Raw genomic sequence first — 22,427 nt, forward strand, 5'->3', positions numbered from 1 at the left:
AACAGGCAAAAACTACAGGCGCGCGGCCAGCACGTCTTCGAGTTTCTGCTGATCGACGGCAAACTGACGGATGCCGTCGGAAAGTTTTTCGACCGCCATCGGATCCTGGTTATGCTCCCAGCGGAACTCCGCTTCGGAGAGCGGCGCAGGCTGATGGAAACCTTCGGTTGACGGTTCCAGCTTGCGCTCAACCGGCGCGTCGCTGTTCTGCAGCTCTTCCAGCAGGTTCGGAGAGATGGTCAGGCGGTCGCAGCCCGCCAGCGCGATGATCTGCTCAACTTTACGGAAGCTTGCGCCCATGATGATGGTGCTGTAACGGTGCTTTTTGTAGTAGTCGTAGATGCGACGCACCGATTTCACGCCGGGATCTTCGTCAACCACATACGGGTCAAGCGGCTTGCGGCTGTTGTACCAGTCGTAGATACGGCCAACGAACGGCGAAATCAGGAAGACGCCCGCTTCGGCGCAGGCGCGTGCCTGGGCGAAAGAGAAGAGCAGCGTCAGGTTGCAGTGGATGCCGTTTTTCTCCAGCTCCTCGGCCGCCTTGATGCCTTCCCAGGTGGAGGCCAGCTTGATCAGAATGCGCGAGCGGTCGATGCCGTGCTCTTCATACAGGCGAACCAGTTTTTCCGCTTTGGTCACGCACATGCCACGATCGAAAGAGAGGCGCGCATCTACTTCGGTCGAAACACGGCCCGGTACGCTTTTCAGGATCTCCATACCGAGGTTAATGGCGACTTTATCGCTGGCGTTGATAATCTGCGTCTCTTTGCTGCCGCCCTGCTTTTTCGCATAGTCGATAGCGTCGTCGATCAGGTGCTTGTAGCCTTCGAGGCCGGCCGCTTTCAGGATCAGGGAAGGGTTGGTGGTCGCATCTTCAGGATGGTAGTTGCGAATGGATTCGATATCGCCGCTGTCCGCCACGACGGTGGTGAACTGTTTTAGTGCCTCTAGCTGGTTCATCTTTTAACTCCTTGATGAGCAATTCTTTATTGCAAATGATTTCACCCTGCAACACAGTGCATCAGGCGTTCGATGATGAAAATACTCTTTTTCTGATTATTGCGATGGGTTGAACTCATCGGGGCCCCGCGCGGCGAAAACAGCGTGATGTCAAACAGGGAGAGCGTGCTGCAACATCCTGTCAGCGAGCCGGGGGGCGAAAATCGCGCATCACAAAGGTTAGCAGAACTGACGAGTTCTGCCGGGTTAACCGCACTTTCCGCCCGGTCAGGTGTTTTAGCGGCAGGCGTTTTGCGCCGTCTGTTCGTAAAAGCCGATCTTTTCCACTTTTTCCGTCGATCCGCCGCCTTCAAACTCCGACGCCAGCCAGGCGTTGACGATCGATTTCGCCAGTTCCGGCCCGACGACGCGCGCGCCCAGCGTCATCACCTGCGCATTATTGCTTTTGCGCGCGCGTTCGGCGGAGTAGGTGTCGTGGCACTGCGCCGCGCGAATGCCCGGCACCTTGTTGGCGACGATCGCCATACCGATACCGGTGCCGCACACCAGAATGCCGCGGGCGAACTTGCCGTCGCTGATGGCGTTCGCCAGGCTCCAGGCGATATCGGGATAAATTGGCAGGTCCTGGCGCGCATCGTTGCTGTAATCCACCACTTCGTAGTGCAGCGATTCAAGGTGGCGTTTGATCAGGTTTTTCAGTTCCAGCGCCGCGTCATCGGCGCCAATCGCAATGGTGCTCATCCGGTTTTCTCCAGGTATTTAACAGGGCCCGCAAGCCGGGCAGAAAGTGATGCTCGATTTCAGCCTGCCATACTTTTGTTCATATGTTCAAGTATGTTTCATTTGTTTTTTAGCGGATCAGGCGAGGGTAGCGTGCCGCTAACCGCTGTAAGACGGCAGCCTGTCGGGCATTTTTCTTAAATGTTGTGGAAAAACGTTTCATTTGAGAGCGATCACATTTTTGCAAACTGCGCTTGAGGGATGTTCATTTAATCGTTTAGTGTTCATTTGTTCAGGCAGGCAGCAACAATAAGATCCTTCGAGGTGACTGCCATGACACTTACCGACCCGACTGCGCGCCCTGCGGCGCGCTTACCAGGAAACCAGCGCGCTTTGTCGCGCTGTGGAGGCGCAAAATGACGCAACAGACGCAGGCGCAGATCGAACAGTCCACCATTCGCAAAATCTCCTGGCGACTGGTGCCGTTCGTGGCGCTGATGTTCTTTATCAACTTTCTCGACCGTACCGCCATTTCCTTCGCCGGGCCGAACGGCATGACGCAGGATCTGGGGCTAAGCGCCGCGCAGTTTGGGCTCGCCTCGGGCATCTTTTTTATTGGCTATATCCTGCTGGAGGTGCCGAGCAATCTTGCGCTGCACCGCTTCGGCGCGCGCAAATGGCTGGCACGCATTATGGTGAGCTGGGGCGTGGTGTCGCTGCTGTTCGCTTGGGTAAGCAGCGTCGAGGGCCTCTATACGCTGCGCCTGCTGCTTGGCATTGCGGAGGCGGGCTTCTTTCCCGGCGCGATCCTCTATCTCAGCCTGTGGGTGCCAGCACGCCATCGCAGCAAAATCCTTTCGCTGTTCTACCTGGCCCAGCCGCTGACTGTGGTATTCGGCGCGCCGCTGGCGGCAGGCATGATCGAGCAGCATGGCCTGTTTGGCATGGAGGGCTGGCGTCTGATGTTTATCGGCGTATCGGTGCCCGCCATCCTGATCGGCTTCGTGACGTTATTTTGGCTGGTGGATGCGCCGCGCGACGCGCGCTGGCTTACTGGGGAAGAGAAACAGTGGCTGACACGCGAGCTGGAGAGCGAGCACGCCGCCAAGCAAAACGCGCATCCTGGCGTGCGCACCGTGCTGGGCAACGGTCGCGTCTGGCTGCTCTGCCTGATCTACTTCGGCTTTATCTATGGCCTTTACGCGCTCGCCTTTTTCCTGCCGACCATTATCGGCGGCTTTCAGCAGCAGTTCGGCACCACCTTTAACGTGATGCAAAAAGGGCTGATCACCGGCGCGCCCTATCTGGTGGCGGCCGTAGTGATGTTTTTCTGGTCGCGCGACGCCTCGCGCCGCGGCTGTAAAACCTGGCATATCGCGCTGCCTGCGCTAGCGGGCGGCATCAGCGTGCCGCTGGCGCTCTTTATGAACTCGCCGCTCAGCACCATGCTGGTTATCGCCGTTACCGCCAGCTCTATCTTTGCCGCGCTGCCCAACTTCTGGACCCTACCGACGCAGTTTCTCTCCGGCGCCTCGGCCGCCGCCGCCATCGCCCTGATCAATACGCTCGGCAACGTGGCGGGCTTTTCGGCGGGCTACATCACCGGCGCGCTGCACGACGCCACGCAAAGTTACACGCTGCCGATGATGGTGGTGGGCGGCTTTATGCTGCTGTCAGCCCTGCTGATGCTGCTGCTGAACCGCCGCCGCGCTGAACCGCTGGCCTCCTCACTTGCTCAGGAGCATTAATCATGACGTATCTCTATAACCAGCCCTCTGCCTTTGCGGCGGAGCTGATCGAAGGTTTTGTCGCGGCCAACGCGGATAAAGTCCGTCAGGTGCCCGGCGGCGTGGTGCGCAGCACGCGCAGCCAGCCCGGCACGGTGGCGGTGGTGGTGGGCGGCGGCTCTGGCCACTATCCTGCTTTCGCCGGACTGGTAGGCCAGGGCATGGCGCACGGCGCCGCCATGGGCAATCTGTTCGCTTCGCCCTCGGCGCAGCAAATCGTTAATGTGGCGCGCGCGGCGCACAACGGCGGCGGCGTGCTGCTCACCTTTGGCAACTACGCCGGTGACGTGCTGCATTTCGGTCAGGCGTGCGAGCGCCTGAGGGCAGAAGGCATCGCCTGCGAAGTGGTGACGGTCACCGACGATATCTCCAGCGCCAGTCTGGAAGAGATTGAAAAGCGCCGCGGCGTCGCAGGCGATTTAACCGTATTCAAAGTCGCCAGCGCCGCGGCCGAAGCGGGCCACAATCTGGCGCAGGTGGCTGCGCTGGCGCGTCATGCCAACCAGCGCACGCGTTCTTTTGGCGTCGCATTTTCCGGCTGTACCTTGCCTGGGGCGACGCAGCCGCTGTTCCGCATCGACGCCGGACGCATGGCGCTCGGCATGGGTATTCACGGCGAGCCAGGCATCAGCGAAAGCGACGTGCCGCGCGCCGACGTGCTGGCGGAAATTTTCGTCGACAACCTGCTGAGCGAGTTGCCGCCGGGCGTCAAACTGCAGCCAGGCACGCGCGTGGCGGCGATCCTCAACGGGCTAGGATCGGTGAAATATGAAGAGCTGTTCGTGGTCTATCGCCGCGTGGCGCAGCTGCTGCGCGAACAGCAGCTGGAGATTGTCGAGCCCGAAGTGGGCGAATTCGTCACCAGCTTCAATATGGCAGGCGCATCGCTGACGCTGATGTGGCTGGATGAAGCGCTGGAAGAGTGCTGGCGCGCGCCGGCTAACGCACCGGCTTTTCGCAAAGGCAGCGTGATCGTCGCCGAACCGCTGGAGGCCAGCGAGTGTCAGCAGGCGACGCAGAACGCCATACCCGCCGCCAGCGTCGCGTCGCAGCAGAGCGCGCAGCGCGTGCTGGCGATACTCGACGCCATTGCTGCCGTGATACAGCGCAATGCTGAACAGCTGGGGCGCATCGACGCCGTTGCCGGCGACGGTGATCACGGCATCGGCATGGAGCGCGGCGTGCTGGGCGCGCTGGCGCAGGCGCGTGACGCTGCGGCGCAGGGCGCGGGGGCGGGCACGCTGCTGTGTCAGGCCGCCGACGCCTGGGCGGATAAGGCGGGCGGCACCTCGGGCGCGCTGTGGGGCGTGGCGCTGACCGCCATCGGCACTGCGCTCGGCGATGAAAGCAAACCCGACGCGCAGCGTGTCGCCGAAGGGGTGAAGCAGGCCAAAGAGGGGATTATGCACTTTGGCAAAGCCCAACCCGGCGACAAAACCATGGTCGATGTGCTGGTGCCGTTCAGCGACAGCCTGAGCGCGGCGGTCGCGCGCGGGGAGGCGCTGCCTGACGCCTGGCAGCTGGCGGCGGAAACAGCGCAGGCCGCCGCGCAGGCTACCGCACAGCTGCTGCCGAAGATGGGCCGCGCCCGTCCGCTGGCGGAGAAAAGCCTGGGCACGCCGGACGCCGGCGCGGTGTCGCTGGCGCTGATTGTCGCCACGGTGGCAGAGCGTCTGCGTGCAATCCAGCCGCAGGGAGCCTCGGTATGACGCAGCCCGCTATCTGGCTGGGAACCAGCCTGAAAATGTATTTCAGCTACGCGCAGACGCTGGCATGGTGCCGCGCGGTTGCGCAGATTGCGCGCCAGCATCCTGCGGTGCGCGACGGGCGCGTCGGCCTGTTTGTGCTGCCCGCTTTTCCGACGCTGCCGGCGGTAAAAGCGCTGTTTGCCGATACACCGGTGCGCGTCGGCGCGCAAAATATCGCGCCCGCCGCCAGCGGCGCCTGGACCGGCGAGGTGAGTGCCAGCATGGTGCAGGAGCTGGGCGGAACGCTGGCGGAGATTGGCCATGCGGAACGCCGACGTCACTTTGCGGAAAGCGATGCGCAGGTCTCTGCGAAAGTCGCGCTGGCGTTGCAGTCCCAGCTGACGCCTGTGTTGTGCATCGGCGAGGCGCAGCAGGATACGCCCGACGCGGCGGCAGAGGCGTGCGCCATCCAGCTCAGGCGCGCGCTGGCCGAGGCGCAGTCGCTGCACGGTAGCCTGCTGCTCGCCTACGAGCCGCAGTGGGCGATCGGCGCGCCGCAGCCCGCGCCGGAAAGCCATATTCGCGCGGTGTGCCGCGCCTTGCGCCAGCAGCCGCTGCCGCCAGGCATCACGCTGCAGGTGATCTACGGCGGCAGCGCCGGCCCTGGCCTGCTGAGCCGGCTGGAAGAGAGCGTCGACGGCTTGTTTCTCGGCCGCTTCGCCCACGATCCCGCCGCGCTGGCGCAGATCGTTGACGAAGCCGACGCGCTGCTGGCGAGGGAGAGCGTATGAGCCGGATTGGATTAAGCACCTACGCCTTTTTCTGGCGCCTGTCGGATCGCGCCCCGCAGCCGCTGACGCTGGCGCAAATGCTGCAGCAGACTGCCGACCTCGACGTGCCGGTATTTCAGATTTGCGACTACCCGGCGATAGAAAGCTGGAGCGACGCGCAATTGTGTGCCCTGAAGCAGCAGGCCGACACCCTCGGCATCACGCTGGAGCTGGGCACGCGCGGCCTCGCCACTGCCCATCTGCAGCGCTATCTGCATATGGCGGCGCTGCTGGAGGCAAAAGTCATCCGCTCGATGTGTTTTACCGCCAGCCATCGTCCGTCGCCTGACGAGGCGCAGCAGCTTATCGCCGATGTGCTGCCCGCTTTCGAACGTCAGCAGGTCAAACTCTGCCTTGAAACCTATGAGCAAATCTCTAGCGCCGATCTGATGGCGCTGATCGATCTTTTCCCTTCGCCCTGGCTGGCGGTCTGCCTCGATCCGGCCAACTGCGTGGCGGGACTGGAGCTGCCGCAGCAGGTCATCGCCAACACCGCCGCGCGCGTCGGCAATCTGCACATCAAAGATTTCGCCTTTTCGCGCCGCGACGGCTGGGTCGGCTTTACCCTGGCGGGCGTGCCGCTGGGCGAAGGCTTGCTGGACTACGATGCGCTGATTGCCAGCGTGCGGCCAGCCGAAAAAGGCATTAACCAGATTATCGAGCACTGGCTGCCGTGGCAGGAGAGCGCAGAGCACACCTGCCAGCTAGAAGCGCAGTGGACGCAGCGCTGTGTCGAATTCTTACGTCGTAAACAAGATCAGGAGTAACACCATGAGCAATCAACTGAAAACCATTACTGTTATCGGCGCAGGCGGCAAAATGGGCATGCGCATCTCTGCCAACCTGCAGCGCAGCGACTATCAGGTCTTCTACTGCGAAAACTCGCCGCAGGCGCAGGCGCAGATCGGCGCTCAGGGCCGCGAAATTTCTGATGCGCAGTCGGTGGTGCCGCTGAGCGATGTGGTGATCCTCGCGGTGCCGGATATTGTCCTGGGCAAGGTCTCAGAAACGGTGGTCCCGCAGATGAAGCCCGGCGCCGTGCTGCTGACGCTCGATCCGGCGGCGGCCTACGCCAACCTGATCGCCCAGCGTGACGATATCGAGTATGCGGTGGCGCACCCCTGCCATCCGTCGGTATTCCTGCAGCGCTACACCAAAGAGGAGCATGAGGATGCCTTTGGCGGCGTGGCGGCGATACAGCATATCGCGGCAGCGTGGGAGAACGGCAGCGACGCGCAGAGGGCGGAGCTGGCGAAGGTGATCAACGTGATGTATGGCCCGGTGGATCAGGTGCACTGGGTGACGGTGACGCAGCTTGCCTATCTGGAGCCGACGCTGGTGGAAACCGTCGCCTGCATGGTCGGCGCCTTTATGAAAGAGGCGCTGGACGAGACGGTGAAACATAGCGGCGTGCCGGAAGAGGCGGCGAAAGCGATGCTTTACGGCCATATCCAGATCGCGCTGGCGGTCGCCTTCCGCGCCACCAACCCCTTCTCGGACGCCTGCATGATCGCCATGGAGTATGGCCGCGAGAAGATCGTCAAGCCGGACTGGAAGCAAATCTTCGATCAAAAAGAGCTGGATATCGTGATTGCGCGCATGCTGAAAATTGACGCCATCCGCCGCTGATCTGTGACGACGAAAGCGGCTCATGGGCGCTTGCCTGGCTAAGTGAGCCGCATCAGTGTTATAAATCCCGGCAGTTAACGGCAACGCTCAATCAGGTCACGATGGAAAAACATACCCTCGCTCCGGACACGGAACTGCTGACGGAAATCGCCGTCGCTTACTATCAGGATGAGATCACACAGGAAGAGATCGCGCGCAAGTTCGGCATCTCGCGCATCAAAGTCGGACGACTGCTGAAACGGGCGAAAGAAGAGGGCATTGTCGAGATCAATGTTCGCTACCATCCGGTATTCAGCACCCGACTGGAGCAGCAGCTGCTGGATCGCTTTCCGCAGCTGCAGCGCGCGCTGATCGCGCTTGACCAGCAGGATGGCGACGAGCAGCGTCGTCAGGTAGCGGCGCTGGTTTCGGCGCATCTGGCGCAAAATCTCAAAGAGAACACCGTGGTGGCGGTAGGCCAGGGGCGCAACGTCGCGGCGGTGGCCGATCATCCCGGCGCGGTGCCGCTGCGCAACTGTCACTTTATCTGCGGTATCGGCGGCACCCATCGCCCGGGCGACGCCATCAACGCCGATCATATCAGCCGTCGGCTGGCGAAAAAGTTCGGCGGCTTTAGCGAAACGCTTTATGCGCCCGCCTATGTGGAAAACCGTGCGCTGAAAGAGGCGTTTATGCAGAACGGCACCATTAAAGAGACGCTGGATCGCGCGCGCAAAGCGGATATCGCGCTGGTGGGCATCGGCGATATGAATGAAAACAGCTATATGGTCAAACTCGGCTGGTTTACGCCGCATGAAATTATCGACGCCAGCGTCAATCAGGGCGTCACCGGCGACGTGGCGGGCTACGACTTTTTCAACGCTCAGGGCCAGCACGTGGACACGGTGATGAACGATCGCGTCATCGGTCTGAGCATTGACGAGCTGCGTAAAATTCCCTGCGTTATCGCCATCGCTGCGGAAAACACCAAAGCGATGGCGCTGCTCGGCGCGCTGCGCACCGGCGCTATCGATATCGTCGCCACCTCGGCGCAGAACATCCGCACCATCCTCAGTATGACGCAGTAGCGTGCAAAACGGTGTCGCCAGCGGCACCGAACGCCCCGATCGCGATCGCTCCGAGGTTTTCCCTGTCGTCAGCCTTTTATACTGCCAGCGCACCGAAGCTGAAAAAGGAACCGACAATGGACGACCAACTCAAGCAGAGCGCGCTGGATTTTCATCAGTTTCCCACCCCGGGCAAAATCCAGGTTTCCCCTACCAAACCTCTCGCCACCCAGCGCGATCTGGCGCTGGCCTATTCTCCCGGCGTCGCGGCGCCCTGTCTGGAAATTGCGCAGGATCCGCTGGCGGCGCATAAATACACCGCGCGCGGCAATCTGGTGGCGGTAATCTCCAACGGCACCGCGGTGCTGGGGCTCGGCAATATCGGCGCGCTGGCGGGCAAGCCGGTGATGGAGGGCAAAGGGGTGCTGTTCAAGAAGTTTGCCGGCATCGACGTCTTTGATATTGAGATCGACGAGCAGGATCCCGATCGGCTAATCGAGGTTATCGCCGCGCTGGAGCCCACCTTCGGCGGCATCAACCTGGAGGATATCAAAGCGCCGGAGTGCTTCTATATCGAGCAGCAGCTGCGCCAGCGTATGAAGATTCCGGTATTTCACGACGACCAGCACGGCACGGCGATTATCTGCACCGCCGCCGTGCTCAACGGGCTGCGCATTGTCGGGAAAGCGATTGGCGAGGTGCGGCTGGTGGTTTCTGGCGCGGGCGCCTCGGCTATCGCCTGCCTGAACCTGCTGGTGGCGCTCGGCATGCAGAAGCGCAACATCGTGGTGTGCGATTCAAAAGGGGTAATCTACCGCGATCGCGAATCGGATATGACGCCCACCAAGTCCGCCTACGCCATTGAAGATAACGGTGCGCGCAGGCTGGAAGAGGTGATGGAAAACGCCGATATCTTTCTCGGCTGCTCGGGGCCGCGCGTGCTGACGCCGGAAATGGTGCAAAAGATGGCGCGCGATCCGCTGATCCTGGCGCTGGCCAACCCTGAGCCGGAAATTATGCCGCCGCTGGCGAAGGCGGTGCGCCCCGACGCCATCATCTGCACCGGCCGCTCCGACTTCCCTAATCAGGTCAACAACGTGCTCTGCTTCCCGTTTATTTTTCGCGGCGCGCTCGACGTCGGGGCGACTACTATTAACGAAGAGATGAAGCTGGCGGCGGTGCACGCCATTGCCGCGCTGGCGCAGGCGGAGCAGAGCGACGTGGTCGCTTCCGCCTATGACGACCAGGATCTTAGCTTCGGGCCGGACTATCTAATACCTAAACCTTTCGATCCGCGCCTGATTGTGCAGATCGCGCCGGCGGTGGCGCGCGCCGCCATGGCGTCGGGCGTGGCGACCCGGCCCGTTGAGGATTTCGACGCCTACCGCGAGAAGCTGGCCGAATTCGTCTATAAAACCAACCTGTTTATGAAGCCGATCTTCTCCCAGGCGCGCAAGGCGCCAAAGCGCGTGGTGCTGGCGGAGGGCGAGGAGGTGCGGGTGCTGCACGCCACGCAGGAGCTGGTGACGCTGGGCCTGGCGCGGCCGATCCTGATAGGGCGTCCCAATGTTATCGCGATGCGTTTGCAGAAGCAGGGGCTGAAGATCGAGGCGGGCAAGGATTTCGACGTGGTCAACAACGAATCGGATCCGCGCTTCAAGGCGTACTGGAACGAGTATTACCAGATGATGAAGCGGCGCGGCGTGACGCCGGAGCAGGCGCAGCGCGCGGTGATCGGCAATCCAACGCTGATCGGTGCCATCATGGTGCATCGCGGCGAGGCGGACGCGCTAATCTGCGGCACCATCGGCGACTACCATGAGCACTATGACGTGGTGGAGAAGGTGTTTGGCCTGCGGGACGACGTTAAGGTCGCGGGCGCGATGAACGCGCTGCTGCTGCCCAGCGGCAACACCTTTATTACCGACACCTACGTCAACGACGATCCCACGCCGGAACAGCTGGCCGATCTGACGCTGCTGGCGGCGGAAACGGTGCGTCGCTTCGGCATCGAGCCGCGCGTCGCGCTGCTGTCACACTCCAGCTTCGGTACTTCAAATGCGCCAGGGGCGCGCAAGATGCGCGAGGCGCTGGCGATTATTCAGCGCCGCGCGCCGGAACTGGAAGTGGATGGCGAGATGCACGGCGACGCGGCGCTGGTAGAGAGCGTCCGCCGCGAACTGATGCCGGACAGCCCGCTAAAAGGGGCGGCTAACCTGCTGATCATGCCCAATGTCGAAGCGGCGCGCATTAGTTACAACCTGCTGCGCGTCTCCAGCTCTGAAGGCGTTACCGTCGGCCCGGTGCTGATGGGCATCAGCAAGCCGGTGCATGTGCTGACGCGTATTGCCTCGGTCAGGCGCATTGTCAATATGGTGGCGCTGGCGGTGGTGGAGGCGCAAACCGCGCCGCTATAGCCAGTCGCGCACCGGTAAAAAGTCGCGCGTCAGCGCGGCTTCCGGCGAGTCGGGCGCGGGCTGGTAGTCATACTCCCAGCGCACCAGCGGCGGCATCGACATCAGGATCGATTCGGTGCGGCCGCCGGTCTGCAGGCCGAACAGGGTGCCGCGATCCCACACCAGATTGAACTCGACGTAGCGTCCGCGACGATAGAGCTGAAACTGACGCTCGCGCTCGCCCCAGGGCAGCGTTTTGCGGCGCTCGACGATAGGCAGATAGCCGTCAAGGAAGCCGTTGCCCACCGCCTGCATAAAGGCGAAGCTGGTGTCGAAGTCCGGCGCGTTGAGATCGTCAAAGAAAAGGCCGCCGATGCCGCGCTGCTCGTCGCGGTGCTTCAGATAGAAGTAGTCGTCGCACCATTTTTTGTAGCGTGGATAGACCTCGTCGCCAAACGGCTGGCAGAGATCGAAGGCGGTCTGATGCCAGTGCACCGCATCCTCCTCGAAGCCGTAGTAGGGGGTCAGATCGAAACCGCCGCCGAACCACCATACCGGATCGGCGCCCGGCTTTTCGGCGATAAAAAAGCGCACGTTGGCGTGACTGGTCGGCACATAGGGACTGTGCGGATGGATCACCAGCGACACGCCCATCGCCTCAAAGCTGCGGCCCGCCAGCTCGGGACGGTGCGCCGTCGCCGACGCGGGCATTTGATCGCCGTGCACGTGGGAAAAGTTCACGCCTGCCTGCTCAAACACCGCACCATCGCGCAGCACGCGGCTGCGTCCGCCGCCGCCCCCCGGACGCTGCCAGCTGTCTTCAATAAACTGCGCGCCGCCGTCAGCGGCCGCCAGTTGACTACAGATTGTCTCCTGCAGGTGCAGCAGAAAGGCTTTAACGCGGGAAATATCGGGCATGGCTTCGGACTCATTGCAAAAAAGTGGCGCGATTATACCTGACCATTGCGGCGATCGTACTCATCAAAGTAGCGCGTAATGCCGCTGGCGATCGCCGTCGCGATTTTATGGCGGAAGGCGTCAGTGCCAAGCAGCTGCTCTTCGCGCGGGTTGGTAATAAAAGAGGTCTCTACCAGCACCGAGGGAATGGACGGCGATTTCAGCACGGCGAACGCCGCCTGCTCAGTGTGTTCGCTGTGCAGTCGATGCACCGGGCGGATCTGATCCAGTACATGTTTGCCCAGCGTCAGACTGTTGCGGATGGTGTCGGTCTGCACCAGATCGAACAGGATCTGGTTAAGGTAGTGATCCTGCTCCTCGACTTTCGCGCCGCCCACTTTGTCCGCCGCGTTCTCTTTATCGGAGAGGTAGCGCGCCATGGCGCTGCTGGCGCCGCGATTCGAGAGGGCGAACACCGAGGCGCCGCTGGCTTCCGGGCTGGTAAAGCCGTCGGCGTGAATCGACATAAACAGGTTCGCGCCGTGCTGGTGGGCAATCTCAACGCGCTGGTAGAGCGGAATAAAATGGTCGCTGTCGCGCGTCAGTCGCACCTCGATGCGTGGATGCGCCTGCAGCAGCGCGCGCACCTGATTCGCAATCGCCAGCACGACATGCTTCTCTTCCGAGCCTTCGCTGCCGACGGCGCCGGAATCGATGCCGCCGTGACCGGGATCGATCATCACAATACGTTTGCCGTTTTTCTGCGGCGGGGCAGGCTGCGCGTGACGCGGGCTGGCACGCAGCGGTGCAGTCTCCTCTTTCGCCTGAATTGCGCGTGGGGAGAGCACGGCCAGTGCCAGGCCGGAGAGCAGCAGCTGGCGCCGGTTGGTTAGACGCTTAAGCAGAGAGAGTGTAGGCATGGGCTGGTCCATTAGCGAAATGTGTGCCCAGTGTTATATCGTAACAGTTTGCCTGCCGCGAGGGCGGAACCCTTTCAGCTCTTTACTTTGTATGTCAGGTTGCTAACAGAAAAAATGCCGGTTTTTGTTCAGGGCGGCGCTAACCGGGGTTGCACGCGGCGGCGAATGCGTGATAATCAGCGAATTGTGCTTATTTGCAAGGTAAAGAAGATGGAAATCCGCGCCTTCCGCCAGGAAGATTTTGAAGAGGTGATCACGCTTTGGGAGCGTTGCGATTTGTTACGTCCGTGGAACGACCCGGAGCTGGATATCGAACGCAAGATGAACCATGACGCAGACCTCTTTCTGGTTGCGGAAGTGGGCGGCGAAGTAGTCGGCACGCTGATGGGCGGCTACGACGGCCATCGCGGCTCCGCCTACTATCTGGCGGTGCATCCCGACTACCAGGGGCGTGGTTTCGCCAACGCGCTGATGAACCGGCTGGAGAAAAAGCTGATCGCGCGCGGCTGTCCCAAGATCAACCTGATGGTACGCGAAGAGAACGATCAGGTGGTGGCGTTCTACGAGAAGCTGGAGTACGAACCGGTGGATTCGGTGCTGCTCGGCAAACGGCTGATTGAAGACCGGGAGTATTGATGCGGTGAAATATCTGCCGGATGAATATGATGCGAAAGGGCAGCTGCGGCTGCCGTTTCTTTTTTGGCTGACGCTACTGCTGCTGGCGCGCACCTGGATCCTGCTGGTGATGGCGGGTGCGTCGCGCCAGCAGGGCAGCGATCTGCTGGGGCTGTTCTATCCCGATCGCCAGGCGTTCGGGCTCGGTCTGGCGCTCGGCGCGCCCGCGCTGATCGGCTTGCTGCTGACCGGCTATCGCGCGCGCTGGCCGCGGCTATGGCAGGCGTGGCGCTGGGTGCTGGCGCTGTCGCTGGCCGTCAATCTGGCCTGGCAGGGCGCTACGTTCGCGTCTGGCGATCTGCTCGCCTCGCCCTGGCCGCTGCTGCTGACGCTGTTCGACGGTCTGGCGCTGCTGTGGTTGCTGGTCAACGTCAGGCTGCGCGACTGCTTTCTGCCGGAACAGCAGCTGGCGGAATAAACTTTTTTGCCGCTGGCGACTCCAATGAGTTCTGCCGTTTGGCACAGTGTTAACAGGAGTTTTCATGAAAGCTTTCCCCATTTCGCTGCTGGTTGCCGCCGCGCTGCTAAGCGGCTGCGCCAGTTCTGGTTCCGGTTCCGCCTCTGCATCCGACGTAAGCTGGTATAACCCGCTGAGCTATCACTGGTCGTCGGCGCTGCCGTGGAACTGGTTTGGTTCATCGCTGACCGCCACTGAGCAGGGCGTCGGTGGCGTTGGCAGCGCCACCGCGATGAGCGAAAGCGCCATTAGCGAGGGCCTGAAAGGCAACTATACGCTGCGTCAGGGCATGCGCAGCGAAAACGGCGACGTTATTGCGTTCTGGCAGGCGCTGGACGACGGCAAAGTGAAATTACAGATCAGCGGATCCCGCAGCGTAGAGCGTATTGAGGTGATGGACAGCGATATCGCCGCGCAGGACGGCGCGAAAATTGGCGAGGCCTTTAGCGACAGGTTCAGCAAGGCCTTTAACAACTGCAGGCTGACGGGCGGGGCGGGCAGTCACGACGTCGAGTGCCGCGCGCCGGGCAGCCAGCATCTCTCCTACGTTTACAGCGGCGACTGGCACGGCCCGGACGGTCTGATGCCGTCGGATGACGTACTGAAAAGCTGGAAGCTCAGCAAAATCATCTGGCAGCGTTAAAGCTCTTAGCGTCAGCGCCTTTCTCGCCTGACGCATAAACTCTTGCGCCCGCTTATGCCATTTTCGACTTTGAAATCATCAAACGATATATAAAACCGCTACAGCTTTTCATGGGGTTATAAATACACTGGGCAAACGGCTGGCATAAGCCGGATCTCTTGTTTCCTCAGGGTGCCCCATGACCAAAAGAACGATGAAAAATATCGTTGGCGGTATCGCCTTGTCGCTTAGCCTGGCGGGCGCGGCCAGTGCCACCGAACTGCTCAACAGCTCGTACGACGTCGCGCGCGAGCTGTTTGTCGCCCTGAATGCGCCGTTCGAAAAAGCGTGGGATGCCAGCCATCCCGATGACAAACTCACCATCAAAATGTCGCACGCCGGTTCCTCAAAGCAGGCGCTGGCGATCCTGCAGGGGCTGCGCGCCGATGTGGTTACCTATAATCAGGTCACCGACGTGCAGGTGCTGCACGACAGAGGCAATCTGGTCGCGGCCGACTGGCAGAGCCGGCTGCCCAACAACAGTTCGCCGTTTTACTCCACCATGGCGTTTCTGGTGCGCAAGGGCAATCCAAAGCAGATCCACGACTGGGCCGATCTCGGCCGTGACGGCGTAAAGCTGGTCTTTCCCAACCCGAAAACCTCCGGCAACGGCCGCTACACCTGGCTGGCGGCCTGGGGCGCCACCAGTAAAGCTAACGGCGGAAACGAGGCGAAAACCCGCGCCTTTATGGCGCAGTTTCTCAGGAACGTCGAGGTGTTCGATACCGGCGGGCGTGGCGCGACCACTACCTTCGCCGAGCGCGGCCTAGGCGATGTGCTGATCAGCTTTGAATCGGAAGTGAACAATATCCGTAACCAGTACGGCAAAGACGAGTATGACGTCGTGGTGCCGAAAACGGATATTCTCGCCGAATTCCCGGTTGCCTGGGTCGATAAAAACGTCGAGCACAACCACACCGCGGACGCAGCGAAAGCCTATCTCAACTATCTCTATACGCCGCAGGCGCAGCAAATCGTGACCGATTTCTACTACCGCGTGAACAACCCGCAGCTAATGGGCGAGCATAAAGATCGCTTCCCGCAGACGCAGCTGTTCCGCGTGGAAGATCAGTTCGGCGGCTGGGATAAAGCGATGAAAACCCACTTCGCCAGCGGCGGCGAGCTGGATCAACTCTTATCAGCGGGGCGTGGATAATGTTTGCCTTAGGTCAGAAACGCGTTCTGCCTGGCTTCGGCCTGAGCCTGGGCACCAGCCTGCTGTTTACCTGTTTGATTCTGCTGCTGCCGATCAGCGCGCTGCTGATGCAGCTGTCGCAGATGACGCTGGCGCAGTACTGGGCGGTGATCAGCAACCCGCAGCTGGTGGCGGCCTATAAGGTGACGCTGCTCTCGGCGGCCGTCGCCTCGCTGTTCAATGCGGTGTTCGGCATGATTATGGCGTGGATCCTGACGCGCTATCGCTTTCCCGGCCGCACGCTGCTGGACGGCCTGGTGGATCTGCCTTTCGCGCTGCCAACGGCGGTGGCGGGTCTGACGCTGGCCGGTCTCTTCTCGCTGAACGGCTGGTACGGCGAGTGGATCTACAACGCTTTCGGCGTCAAAGTTTCCTATACCTGGCTCGGCATCGCCGTCGCCATGGCGTTTACCAGCATTCCCTTTGTGGTGCGTACCGTACAGCCGGTGCTGGAGGAGCTGGGGCCAGAGTATGAAGAGGCGGCGCAGACGCTGGGCGCGACGCCCTGGCAGAGCTTTCGCCGCGTGGTGCTGCCGGAGGTGGCGCCTGCGCTGCTGGCCGGCACCGCGCTCTCTTTTACCCGCAGCATCGGCGAGTTCGGCGCGGTGATCTTTATCGCTGGCAATATCGCCTGGAAAACCGAGGTCACCTCGCTGATGATTTTCGTGCGTTTGCAGGAGTTCGACTACCCGGCCGCCAGTGCTATCGCCTCAGTGATCCTGGCGGCGTCGCTGGTGCTGCTGTTTGCGATTAACACCCTGCAGAGCCGCTTCGGTCGCCGACTGGGAGGTCACTAATGGCGGATATTTCCCACATCAACGCCGCTGACCGTCAGCCGATCAACTGGGGCAAATGGCTGCTGATCGGCATCGGCGTGCTGGTGTCGCTGCTGCTGCTGGTGGTGCCGATGCTCTCCATCTTCTACGAAGCGCTGAAGATGGGGCTGGGCGTCACCTTTCAGAATCTCGCCGACAGCGACATGCTGCACGCCATCTGGCTGACGGTGCTGGTAGCGCTGATCACCGTGCCGGTTAATCTGGTGTTCGGCACGCTGCTCGCCTGGCTGGTCACGCGCTTTAACTTCCCTGGCCGCCAGCTGCTGCTGACCCTGTTTGATATTCCGTTCGCCGTGTCGCCGGTAGTGGCGGGGCTGATGTACCTGCTGTTCTGGGGCATCAACGGCCCGGCGGGCAGCTGGCTGGACGCCCATAATATTCAGGTGATGTTCGCCTGGCCCGGTATGGTGCTGGCCACCGTCTTCGTAACCTGTCCCTTTGTGGTGCGCGAGCTGGTGCCGGTGATGCTGAGCCAGGGCAGCCACGAAGATGAGGCGGCGGTGCTGCTTGGCGCCTCTGGCTGGCAGATGTTTCGCCGCGTCACGCTGCCGAACATTCGCTGGGCGATGCTCTACGGCGTGGTGCTGACCAACGCCCGTACCCTGGGCGAGTTCGGTGCGGTGTCGGTGGTATCGGGATCGATTCGCGGCGAGACCTACACGCTGCCGCTTCAGGTTGAATTACTGCATCAGGATTACAACGTGGTCGGCGCCTTTACCGCCGCCGCGCTGCTGACCCTGATGGCTATTGTGACGCTGTTTCTGAAAAGCATGCTGCAGTGGCGTTTAGAGCAACAGCAGCATCGCCTGCAACAGGAGGAAAACCATGAGCATTGAGATTAACCAGATCAACAAATCTTTCGGCCGCACTCCGGTGTTGAACGATATCTCTCTGGATATTCCTTCTGGCCAGATGGTGGCGCTGCTGGGCCCGTCCGGCTCCGGGAAAACCACGCTGCTGCGTATTATCGCCGGACTGGAGCATCAGAACAGCGGGCAAATTCGCTTTCACAATAAAGATGTCAGCGCGCTGCATGCCCGCGATCGCCAGGTCGGCTTCGTGTTTCAGCACTATGCGCTGTTCCGTCATATGACGGTGTTCGACAATATTGCGTTCGGCCTGACGGTGCTGCCGCGCCGCGAGCGCCCTTCTTCGGCGGAAATCAAGCAGCGCGTGACGCGTCTGCTGGAAATGGTGCAGCTGGCGCATCTGGCAAACCGCTTCCCGGCACAGCTCTCGGGCGGGCAGAAGCAGCGCGTGGCGCTGGCGCGCGCGCTGGCGGTCGAACCGCAGATTCTGCTGCTCGATGAACCTTTCGGCGCGCTGGACGCGCAGGTGCGTAAAGAGCTGCGTCGCTGGCTGCGTCAGCTGCATGAAGAACTGAAATTCACCAGCGTCTTTGTTACCCACGATCAGGAAGAGGCGATGGAAGTGGCCGACCGCGTGGTGGTGATGAGCCAGGGCAATATTGAGCAGGTGGGGACGCCGGATGAGGTATGGCGCGATCCGGCTACGCGCTTCGTGCTGGAGTTCCTCGGCGAAGTGAACCGCTTCGACGGCGAGGTGCATGGCTCGCAGTTTCACGTCGGCGCGCACCACTGGCCGCTGGGCTATACCCCGGCGCATCAGGGCGCGGTCGATCTCTTTTTGCGCCCGTGGGAAATTGACGTTTCCCGTCAGAGCAGCCTGGAGACGCCGCTGCCGGTGCAAATCCTTGAGGTAAGCCCGCGCGGCCACTTCTGGCAGCTGGTGGTTCAGCCCGTCGGCTGGCAGAGCGAGCCGGTTTCGCTGGTGTACGACGGCGGAAGAAGCGCGCCGGTGCGCGGCGAACGCCTGTTCGTCGGCCTGCAGCAGGCGCGCCTTTATCAGGGGGCGACCCCGCTGCGCGCTGTTGCCTTTGCCGAGAGCGCCTGATATTTTTCACGCGACAGCGGGCGGGAGCGATCCCGCCCTTTTTTATGCTCGCTTAGCTTCGCCGGGAAACGCACCTTGACCACTCTGCAAAACACCATCGGCACTACGCCGCTGATCAAACTCCAGCGCCTGACGCCTGCCAACGGCAGCGAAATCTGGCTCAAGCTGGAAGGCAATAATCCTGCCGGCTCCGTGAAGGATCGCGCCGCCTGGTCGATGATTCACCAGGCAGAGCTGCGCGGTGAGATCGCGCCCGGCGACCGCCTGATTGAGGCGACCAGCGGCAATACCGGCATCGCGCTGGCGATGATCGCCGCCATGAAGGGTTATGCGCTGCGCCTGCTGATGCCTGAAAATATGAGCCAGGAGCGACAGGACGCGATGCGCGCCTACGGCGCCGAGCTGGTGCTGGTAAGCCGCGAGCAGGGCATGGAGGGCGCGCGTGATAGGGCGCTGGCGATGATGGCGCGCGGCGAGGGGCATGTGCTCGATCAGTTTAATAATCCCGATAATCCGCTCGGCCACTACCAGACTACAGGTCCGGAAATCTGGCAGCAGAGCGCCGGACGCCTGACCCATTTCGTCTCCAGCATGGGCACTACCGGCACCATTACCGGCGTCGGGCGCTACCTCAAAGAGCAAAGCGACAGCGTGGCTATTATCGGCCTGCAGCCGGAAGAGGGCAGCGCCATACCGGGCATTCGTCGCTGGCCGCAGGCTTATCTGCCGCGCATCTATCGTCCCGAACTGGTGGACGAGGTGATGGATATGGGGCAGGCCGAGGCGGAAGAGACGATGCGGGCGCTGGCGCGCCGCGAAGGCATCTTCTGCGGCGTCAGCTCCGGCGGCGCGGTGGCGGGCGCGTTGCGCATCGCGCAGGCGCAGCCCGGCAGCGTTATCGTCGCTATCGTCTGCGATCGCGGCGACCGCTATCTCTCGACCGGCGTCTACCGCTAATCCTTCTGCCAGGCGGCCCGGCTGTGCCTGTCTGGTACTGCCGGGCCGTTTTTGTCTATAGTCTTCCTGAGCATCGCCTGACGTCGGATCTGTAAGGAACGCGTAAAATCGGCTGCGTCCGGCCTCCGCTCAGGACAAAATAGCGGCAATTCAGGCGAGAGACCCCTATGAAAATTTTGTTAGTTGACGACGATGTGGAGCTGGGCACCATGCTCAGCCAGTACCTTATTGCAGAAGGCTTTGAAACCCAGCTGGTATTAACCGGCAGCGCCGGTATTGAAGGCGCGCTTTCCGGCCACTACACCGCGATGATCCTCGATATTATGCTGTCCGATATGAGCGGCATTGACGTGCTGCGTCAGGTCCGGCAGAACAGCCGCCTGCCGGTAATCATGCTGACCGCCAAAGGTGACAACATCGATCGCGTGATCGGGCTGGAGATGGGGGCGGACGACTATATGCCGAAGCCCTGCTACCCGCGTGAGCTGGTGGCACGCCTGCGCGCCGTGCTGCGCCGCTTCGAAGAGCAGGCGCCGCTGCCGGATAAAAAAGAGCTGCTGCGCTGGGGCGAACTGACGCTCAATCCCGCCACGCGCATAACCGAGTGGCAGGGTAAAGCTTTCGATCTCACCGCTTCGGAATTCAATCTGCTGGATCTGCTGATGCGCTCGCCGGATCGCGTGGTATCGAAAGATGAGCTGTCGGAAAAAGGGCTGGGTCGTCCGCGCGAGGCCTACGATCGCAGCGTCGACGTGCATATCAGCAATATCCGTCAGAAGCTGGCGGCGCTCACCGCTGACAGCGTCAACATCGAAACGGTGCGCAGCATTGGCTACCGCATTCGATGAAGCAGAACTATCGCGGGCGCATGTTCTGGAAGATTTTAATCGGCTTCTGGATCGTATTCGTTATTATCAGCCAGCTGCTCTGGCTCGGCTTCAGCCTCGCCGGTAATCGCCATGAGCCGCCGGAGATTATCGCCACGCGCCGCATCGTCAATTTGCAGATGGCGTCTGCGGTTTCGGTGCTGGAGCGCGGCGGGCTCGGCTCGCTGAACGATATGATGGCGGACTGGGAGCCTAACGACCGTCAGTTCTTTTCCGTGATCCAGCATGCCCGGCCCGTTCATTCCGAGCCGCTGCCGGAAACTTTTAATCCGCCGTTTCAGGGCAAGTTTCCTGACGTGATTGTGCGCTGGGTAAAAGGGGCGGACGGCAAAGAGTATGAGCTGCGCTATAACGTCAAAGGCCTGCGCGAAGACAGCTCAATGGGCATGGACAGGCCGCGCCGCATTCTCAATATACCTGAGCCGATGTTTTTTTTCGCCGGCTCGGTCGGCCTGCTGTTTAGCCTGCTGCTGGCATGGAACCTGACGCGGCCGATGCGCCAGCTGCGCGAGGGCTTTGCGCGCGTGTCGAACGGCGATCTCAGCGTGCGGCTCTATCCCATGATGCGCAAGCGGCATGACGAGCTCTCAAACGTGGCGGAGGCGTTCGACGCCATGGTGGAGCGGCTCGATACCCTGGTGCACGCGCGCGAAGAGCTGCTGCACGATATTTCCCACGAGCTGCGTTCGCCGCTGGCGCGCCTGCAGCTCGCCACAGGCTTAGCGCGTCAGACGCCGGCCAGCGTTAACGCCTCCCTGGATCGTATCGACGAAGAGGCGCGGCGGCTGGATAAGATGATTGGCGAGCTGCTGACGCTGTCGCGCGCCGAGCATGAGAGCATGCCTGACGAGCAATATTTCGATCTCACCGGCCTGGTGCACGCGGTGGTCACCGATGTGCGCTACGAGGCGCAAATCCCCGGCGTGCAGGTTGACTTCCTGGTTGATGAAAACGCCGATTACACCGTGCGCGGCAACGCCGAGCTGATTCGTCGCGGCATCGAGAACGTGCTGCGCAACGCGCTGCGTTTCTCGCTGCCCGGTCAGCATATTGAGGTCAGGCTGAAGGCGGAGCAGGAGTGGCTGGCGATTCGCGTACGCGATCAGGGGCCGGGCGTGGACGATGAGAAGCTCTCCAGCATCTTCGATCCCTTTGTTCGGGTTAATTCGCCGCTGCTGGGCAAAGGTTACGGCCTGGGGCTGGCTATCGTGCGTAAGGTGGTGCTGGCGCATCATGGCGAAGTGCAGGCGGTGAATCGCCCTGAGGGCGGGCTGGAGCTGACGATTCGTCTGCCGCGCTGGCAGGCGCAGGATAAGGGCGTCTGATTAACGTTTTTCATCCGCGTAGACACCGGAGAGAACAGAAAAAAAACGGCACCCAGTGGGTGCCGTTTTTCTTAGCTGAATCCGTTACTTCTTGATGCGGATCACCGGCGTCTCGCCAACGGTAACCTGACCAGAGAGCTTAACCAGCTCTTTGATCTCATCCATGTTGGAGATCACCACAGGCGTCAGGGTAGATTTCGCTTTCTCTTCCAGCAGCGGCAGATCAAACTCGATCACCACATCGCCTTTCTTGACCTTCTGGCCCTCTTCCGCGATGCGCCTGAAGCCTTCACCTTTCAGCTCGACGGTGTCGATACCGAAGTGCACAAACAGCTCGATGCCGTTGTCAGACTCGATTGAAAACGCGTGGTTGGTTTCGAAAATCTTACCGATGGTGCCATCGACCGGCGCAACCATTTTGTTGCCGGTTGGTTTGATAGCGATACCGTCGCCAACGATCTTCTCGGCAAACACCACATCCGGTACGTCTTCAATGTTTACGATTTCGCCTGACAGAGGCGCAACAATATCAATCGTCCCAGATGTGCTTTCTGATTTATTGCCAAAAAGCTTGTCAAGAAAACCCATATTCCTCTCCTAAACAGTATTGTTGGGCCAGCGTC

The 22,427-nt window shown here is 61.2% G+C and carries 22 protein-coding genes; 17 read left to right on the forward strand and 5 right to left on the reverse strand.

What is annotated here, in order from left to right:
• Positions 1-12: 12 nt before the first annotated feature.
• Positions 13-963 carry a transaldolase gene (gene tal, locus ACR6A7_RS14765; RefSeq protein ID WP_216491448.1) on the reverse strand — a complete coding sequence of 317 codons (951 nt, stop codon included), beginning with the start codon at positions 961-963 and terminating at the stop codon, positions 13-15.
• Between the two features lie 276 nt (positions 964-1,239).
• The gene (gene rpiB / locus ACR6A7_RS14770) at positions 1,240-1,704 is read right to left on the reverse strand and encodes a ribose 5-phosphate isomerase B (protein ID WP_033753755.1); all 465 of its coding nucleotides are present in this window, start codon (positions 1,702-1,704) and stop codon (positions 1,240-1,242) included.
• Positions 1,705-2,099: 395 nt separating this feature from the next.
• On the opposite strand from rpiB, the gene ACR6A7_RS14775 reads away from it, so the two are divergent.
• The 7 genes from ACR6A7_RS14775 to maeB all read left to right on the forward strand — a co-directional run bounded on the left by ACR6A7_RS14775 (position 2,100) and on the right by maeB (position 11,080).
• A complete protein-coding gene (locus ACR6A7_RS14775) occupies positions 2,100-3,431 on the forward strand; it encodes an MFS transporter (RefSeq protein WP_434125688.1) in 1,332 nt (443 codons plus the stop codon).
• Between the two features lie 2 nt (positions 3,432-3,433).
• Positions 3,434-5,179 carry a dihydroxyacetone kinase family protein gene (locus tag ACR6A7_RS14780; protein WP_434125689.1) on the forward strand — a complete coding sequence of 582 codons (1,746 nt, stop codon included), beginning with the start codon at positions 3,434-3,436 and terminating at the stop codon, positions 5,177-5,179.
• The gene (locus ACR6A7_RS14785; protein WP_434125691.1) at positions 5,176-5,949 is read left to right on the forward strand and encodes a triose-phosphate isomerase family protein; all 774 of its coding nucleotides are present in this window, start codon (positions 5,176-5,178) and stop codon (positions 5,947-5,949) included. Before ACR6A7_RS14780 ends, ACR6A7_RS14785 begins: the two co-directional genes overlap by 4 nt.
• On the forward strand, positions 5,946-6,755 hold the full coding sequence (locus ACR6A7_RS14790; RefSeq protein ID WP_434125693.1) for a sugar phosphate isomerase/epimerase family protein: 810 nt from the start codon (positions 5,946-5,948) through the stop codon (positions 6,753-6,755). Before ACR6A7_RS14785 ends, ACR6A7_RS14790 begins: the two co-directional genes overlap by 4 nt.
• A 4-nt stretch (positions 6,756-6,759) precedes the next feature.
• Positions 6,760-7,617 (forward strand): phosphogluconate dehydrogenase C-terminal domain-containing protein, encoded by an 858-nt coding sequence (locus tag ACR6A7_RS14795; RefSeq protein WP_033753742.1) that lies wholly within the window; start codon positions 6,760-6,762, stop codon positions 7,615-7,617.
• 101 nt (positions 7,618-7,718) lie between these two features.
• A complete protein-coding gene (locus tag ACR6A7_RS14800) occupies positions 7,719-8,684 on the forward strand; it encodes a sugar-binding transcriptional regulator (RefSeq protein WP_033753739.1) in 966 nt (321 codons plus the stop codon).
• Positions 8,685-8,800: 116 nt separating this feature from the next.
• Positions 8,801-11,080 carry an NADP-dependent oxaloacetate-decarboxylating malate dehydrogenase gene (gene maeB, locus ACR6A7_RS14805; RefSeq protein WP_434125695.1) on the forward strand — a complete coding sequence of 760 codons (2,280 nt, stop codon included), beginning with the start codon at positions 8,801-8,803 and terminating at the stop codon, positions 11,078-11,080.
• On the opposite strand, the gene hemF is transcribed toward maeB, so the two are convergent.
• Together hemF and amiA are read right to left on the reverse strand one after the other, a co-directional pair.
• Positions 11,075-11,977 (reverse strand): oxygen-dependent coproporphyrinogen oxidase, encoded by a 903-nt coding sequence (gene hemF, locus ACR6A7_RS14810; protein WP_434125697.1) that lies wholly within the window; start codon positions 11,975-11,977, stop codon positions 11,075-11,077. The genes maeB and hemF overlap by 6 nt on opposite strands.
• 32 nt (positions 11,978-12,009) lie before the next feature.
• On the reverse strand, positions 12,010-12,876 hold the full coding sequence (amiA, locus tag ACR6A7_RS14815) for an N-acetylmuramoyl-L-alanine amidase AmiA (RefSeq protein ID WP_434125698.1): 867 nt from the start codon (positions 12,874-12,876) through the stop codon (positions 12,010-12,012).
• A 210-nt stretch (positions 12,877-13,086) separates the two neighbouring features.
• Between amiA and ACR6A7_RS14820 the strand changes: the two genes are divergently transcribed.
• From ACR6A7_RS14820 to ACR6A7_RS14865, 10 genes are all read left to right on the forward strand, one after another.
• On the forward strand, positions 13,087-13,512 hold the full coding sequence (locus ACR6A7_RS14820) for a GNAT family acetyltransferase (protein ID WP_033753728.1): 426 nt from the start codon (positions 13,087-13,089) through the stop codon (positions 13,510-13,512).
• Entirely contained in the window at positions 13,508-13,969 is a 462-nt protein-coding gene (locus ACR6A7_RS14825) for a DUF2919 domain-containing protein (protein WP_434125732.1), read from the forward strand. The genes ACR6A7_RS14820 and ACR6A7_RS14825 overlap by 5 nt, the downstream gene beginning before the upstream one ends.
• A gap of 64 nt (positions 13,970-14,033) precedes the next feature.
• Complete coding sequence (locus ACR6A7_RS14830) at positions 14,034-14,651, forward strand: RpoE-regulated lipoprotein (RefSeq protein ID WP_434125699.1); 618 nt, start codon at positions 14,034-14,036, stop codon at positions 14,649-14,651.
• Positions 14,652-14,829: 178 nt separating this feature from the next.
• Positions 14,830-15,846: a sulfate ABC transporter substrate-binding protein gene (locus ACR6A7_RS14835; RefSeq protein WP_434125700.1), complete on the forward strand. Its 1,017-nt coding sequence runs from the start codon at positions 14,830-14,832 to the stop codon at positions 15,844-15,846.
• Positions 15,846-16,682 (forward strand): sulfate/thiosulfate ABC transporter permease CysT, encoded by an 837-nt coding sequence (cysT, locus tag ACR6A7_RS14840; protein ID WP_434125702.1) that lies wholly within the window; start codon positions 15,846-15,848, stop codon positions 16,680-16,682. Before ACR6A7_RS14835 ends, cysT begins: the two co-directional genes overlap by 1 nt.
• Positions 16,682-17,557, forward strand: a complete 876-nt coding sequence (gene cysW / locus ACR6A7_RS14845; RefSeq protein ID WP_434125704.1) for a sulfate/thiosulfate ABC transporter permease CysW — start codon at positions 16,682-16,684, stop codon at positions 17,555-17,557. Before cysT ends, cysW begins: the two co-directional genes overlap by 1 nt.
• On the forward strand, positions 17,547-18,635 hold the full coding sequence (gene cysA, locus ACR6A7_RS14850; RefSeq protein ID WP_434125705.1) for a sulfate/thiosulfate ABC transporter ATP-binding protein CysA: 1,089 nt from the start codon (positions 17,547-17,549) through the stop codon (positions 18,633-18,635). The genes cysW and cysA overlap by 11 nt, the downstream gene beginning before the upstream one ends.
• A 75-nt stretch (positions 18,636-18,710) precedes the next feature.
• Positions 18,711-19,592, forward strand: a complete 882-nt coding sequence (gene cysM, locus ACR6A7_RS14855; RefSeq protein ID WP_434125707.1) for a cysteine synthase CysM — start codon at positions 18,711-18,713, stop codon at positions 19,590-19,592.
• A 167-nt stretch (positions 19,593-19,759) separates the two neighbouring features.
• Positions 19,760-20,440 carry a response regulator transcription factor gene (locus tag ACR6A7_RS14860; protein WP_434125708.1) on the forward strand — a complete coding sequence of 227 codons (681 nt, stop codon included), beginning with the start codon at positions 19,760-19,762 and terminating at the stop codon, positions 20,438-20,440.
• Positions 20,437-21,804: an ATP-binding protein gene (locus ACR6A7_RS14865; RefSeq protein ID WP_434125710.1), complete on the forward strand. Its 1,368-nt coding sequence runs from the start codon at positions 20,437-20,439 to the stop codon at positions 21,802-21,804. Before ACR6A7_RS14860 ends, ACR6A7_RS14865 begins: the two co-directional genes overlap by 4 nt.
• Before the next feature lie 84 nt (positions 21,805-21,888).
• Here ACR6A7_RS14865 and crr read toward each other — a convergent pair whose 3' ends face one another.
• Positions 21,889-22,392 carry a PTS glucose transporter subunit IIA gene (gene crr, locus ACR6A7_RS14870; protein WP_434125712.1) on the reverse strand — a complete coding sequence of 168 codons (504 nt, stop codon included), beginning with the start codon at positions 22,390-22,392 and terminating at the stop codon, positions 21,889-21,891.
• Between the last annotated feature and the right edge of the window lie 35 nt (positions 22,393-22,427).

The organism is Pantoea phyllosphaerae (genome assembly GCF_051025595.1).
In the GTDB taxonomy this organism is placed as follows: domain Bacteria; phylum Pseudomonadota; class Gammaproteobacteria; order Enterobacterales; family Enterobacteriaceae; genus Pantoea.

Bases quoted from the DNA above. Each gene is read 5' to 3' on its own strand.
- ACR6A7_RS14865 (WP_434125710.1), top strand. From the start codon at position 20,437: ATGAAGCAGAACTATCGCGGGCGCATGTTCTGGAAGATTTTAATCGGC.
- ACR6A7_RS14820 (WP_033753728.1), top strand. From the start codon at position 13,087: ATGGAAATCCGCGCCTTCCGCCAGGAAGATTTTGAAGAGGTGATCACG.
- ACR6A7_RS14785 (WP_434125691.1), top strand. From the start codon at position 5,176: ATGACGCAGCCCGCTATCTGGCTGGGAACCAGCCTGAAAATGTATTTC.
- maeB (WP_434125695.1), top strand. From the start codon at position 8,801: ATGGACGACCAACTCAAGCAGAGCGCGCTGGATTTTCATCAGTTTCCC.
- ACR6A7_RS14835 (WP_434125700.1), top strand. From the start codon at position 14,830: ATGACCAAAAGAACGATGAAAAATATCGTTGGCGGTATCGCCTTGTCG.
- cysT (WP_434125702.1), top strand. From the start codon at position 15,846: ATGTTTGCCTTAGGTCAGAAACGCGTTCTGCCTGGCTTCGGCCTGAGC.
- crr (WP_434125712.1), bottom strand. From the start codon at position 22,392: ATGGGTTTTCTTGACAAGCTTTTTGGCAATAAATCAGAAAGCACATCT.
- ACR6A7_RS14830 (WP_434125699.1), top strand. From the start codon at position 14,034: ATGAAAGCTTTCCCCATTTCGCTGCTGGTTGCCGCCGCGCTGCTAAGC.
- hemF (WP_434125697.1), bottom strand. From the start codon at position 11,977: ATGCCCGATATTTCCCGCGTTAAAGCCTTTCTGCTGCACCTGCAGGAG.
- ACR6A7_RS14780 (WP_434125689.1), top strand. From the start codon at position 3,434: ATGACGTATCTCTATAACCAGCCCTCTGCCTTTGCGGCGGAGCTGATC.
- cysW (WP_434125704.1), top strand. From the start codon at position 16,682: ATGGCGGATATTTCCCACATCAACGCCGCTGACCGTCAGCCGATCAAC.
- rpiB (WP_033753755.1), bottom strand. From the start codon at position 1,704: ATGAGCACCATTGCGATTGGCGCCGATGACGCGGCGCTGGAACTGAAA.
- ACR6A7_RS14800 (WP_033753739.1), top strand. From the start codon at position 7,719: ATGGAAAAACATACCCTCGCTCCGGACACGGAACTGCTGACGGAAATC.
- tal (WP_216491448.1), bottom strand. From the start codon at position 963: ATGAACCAGCTAGAGGCACTAAAACAGTTCACCACCGTCGTGGCGGAC.
- cysA (WP_434125705.1), top strand. From the start codon at position 17,547: ATGAGCATTGAGATTAACCAGATCAACAAATCTTTCGGCCGCACTCCG.
- ACR6A7_RS14790 (WP_434125693.1), top strand. From the start codon at position 5,946: ATGAGCCGGATTGGATTAAGCACCTACGCCTTTTTCTGGCGCCTGTCG.
- ACR6A7_RS14775 (WP_434125688.1), top strand. From the start codon at position 2,100: ATGACGCAACAGACGCAGGCGCAGATCGAACAGTCCACCATTCGCAAA.
- ACR6A7_RS14860 (WP_434125708.1), top strand. From the start codon at position 19,760: ATGAAAATTTTGTTAGTTGACGACGATGTGGAGCTGGGCACCATGCTC.
- amiA (WP_434125698.1), bottom strand. From the start codon at position 12,876: ATGCCTACACTCTCTCTGCTTAAGCGTCTAACCAACCGGCGCCAGCTG.
- ACR6A7_RS14795 (WP_033753742.1), top strand. From the start codon at position 6,760: ATGAGCAATCAACTGAAAACCATTACTGTTATCGGCGCAGGCGGCAAA.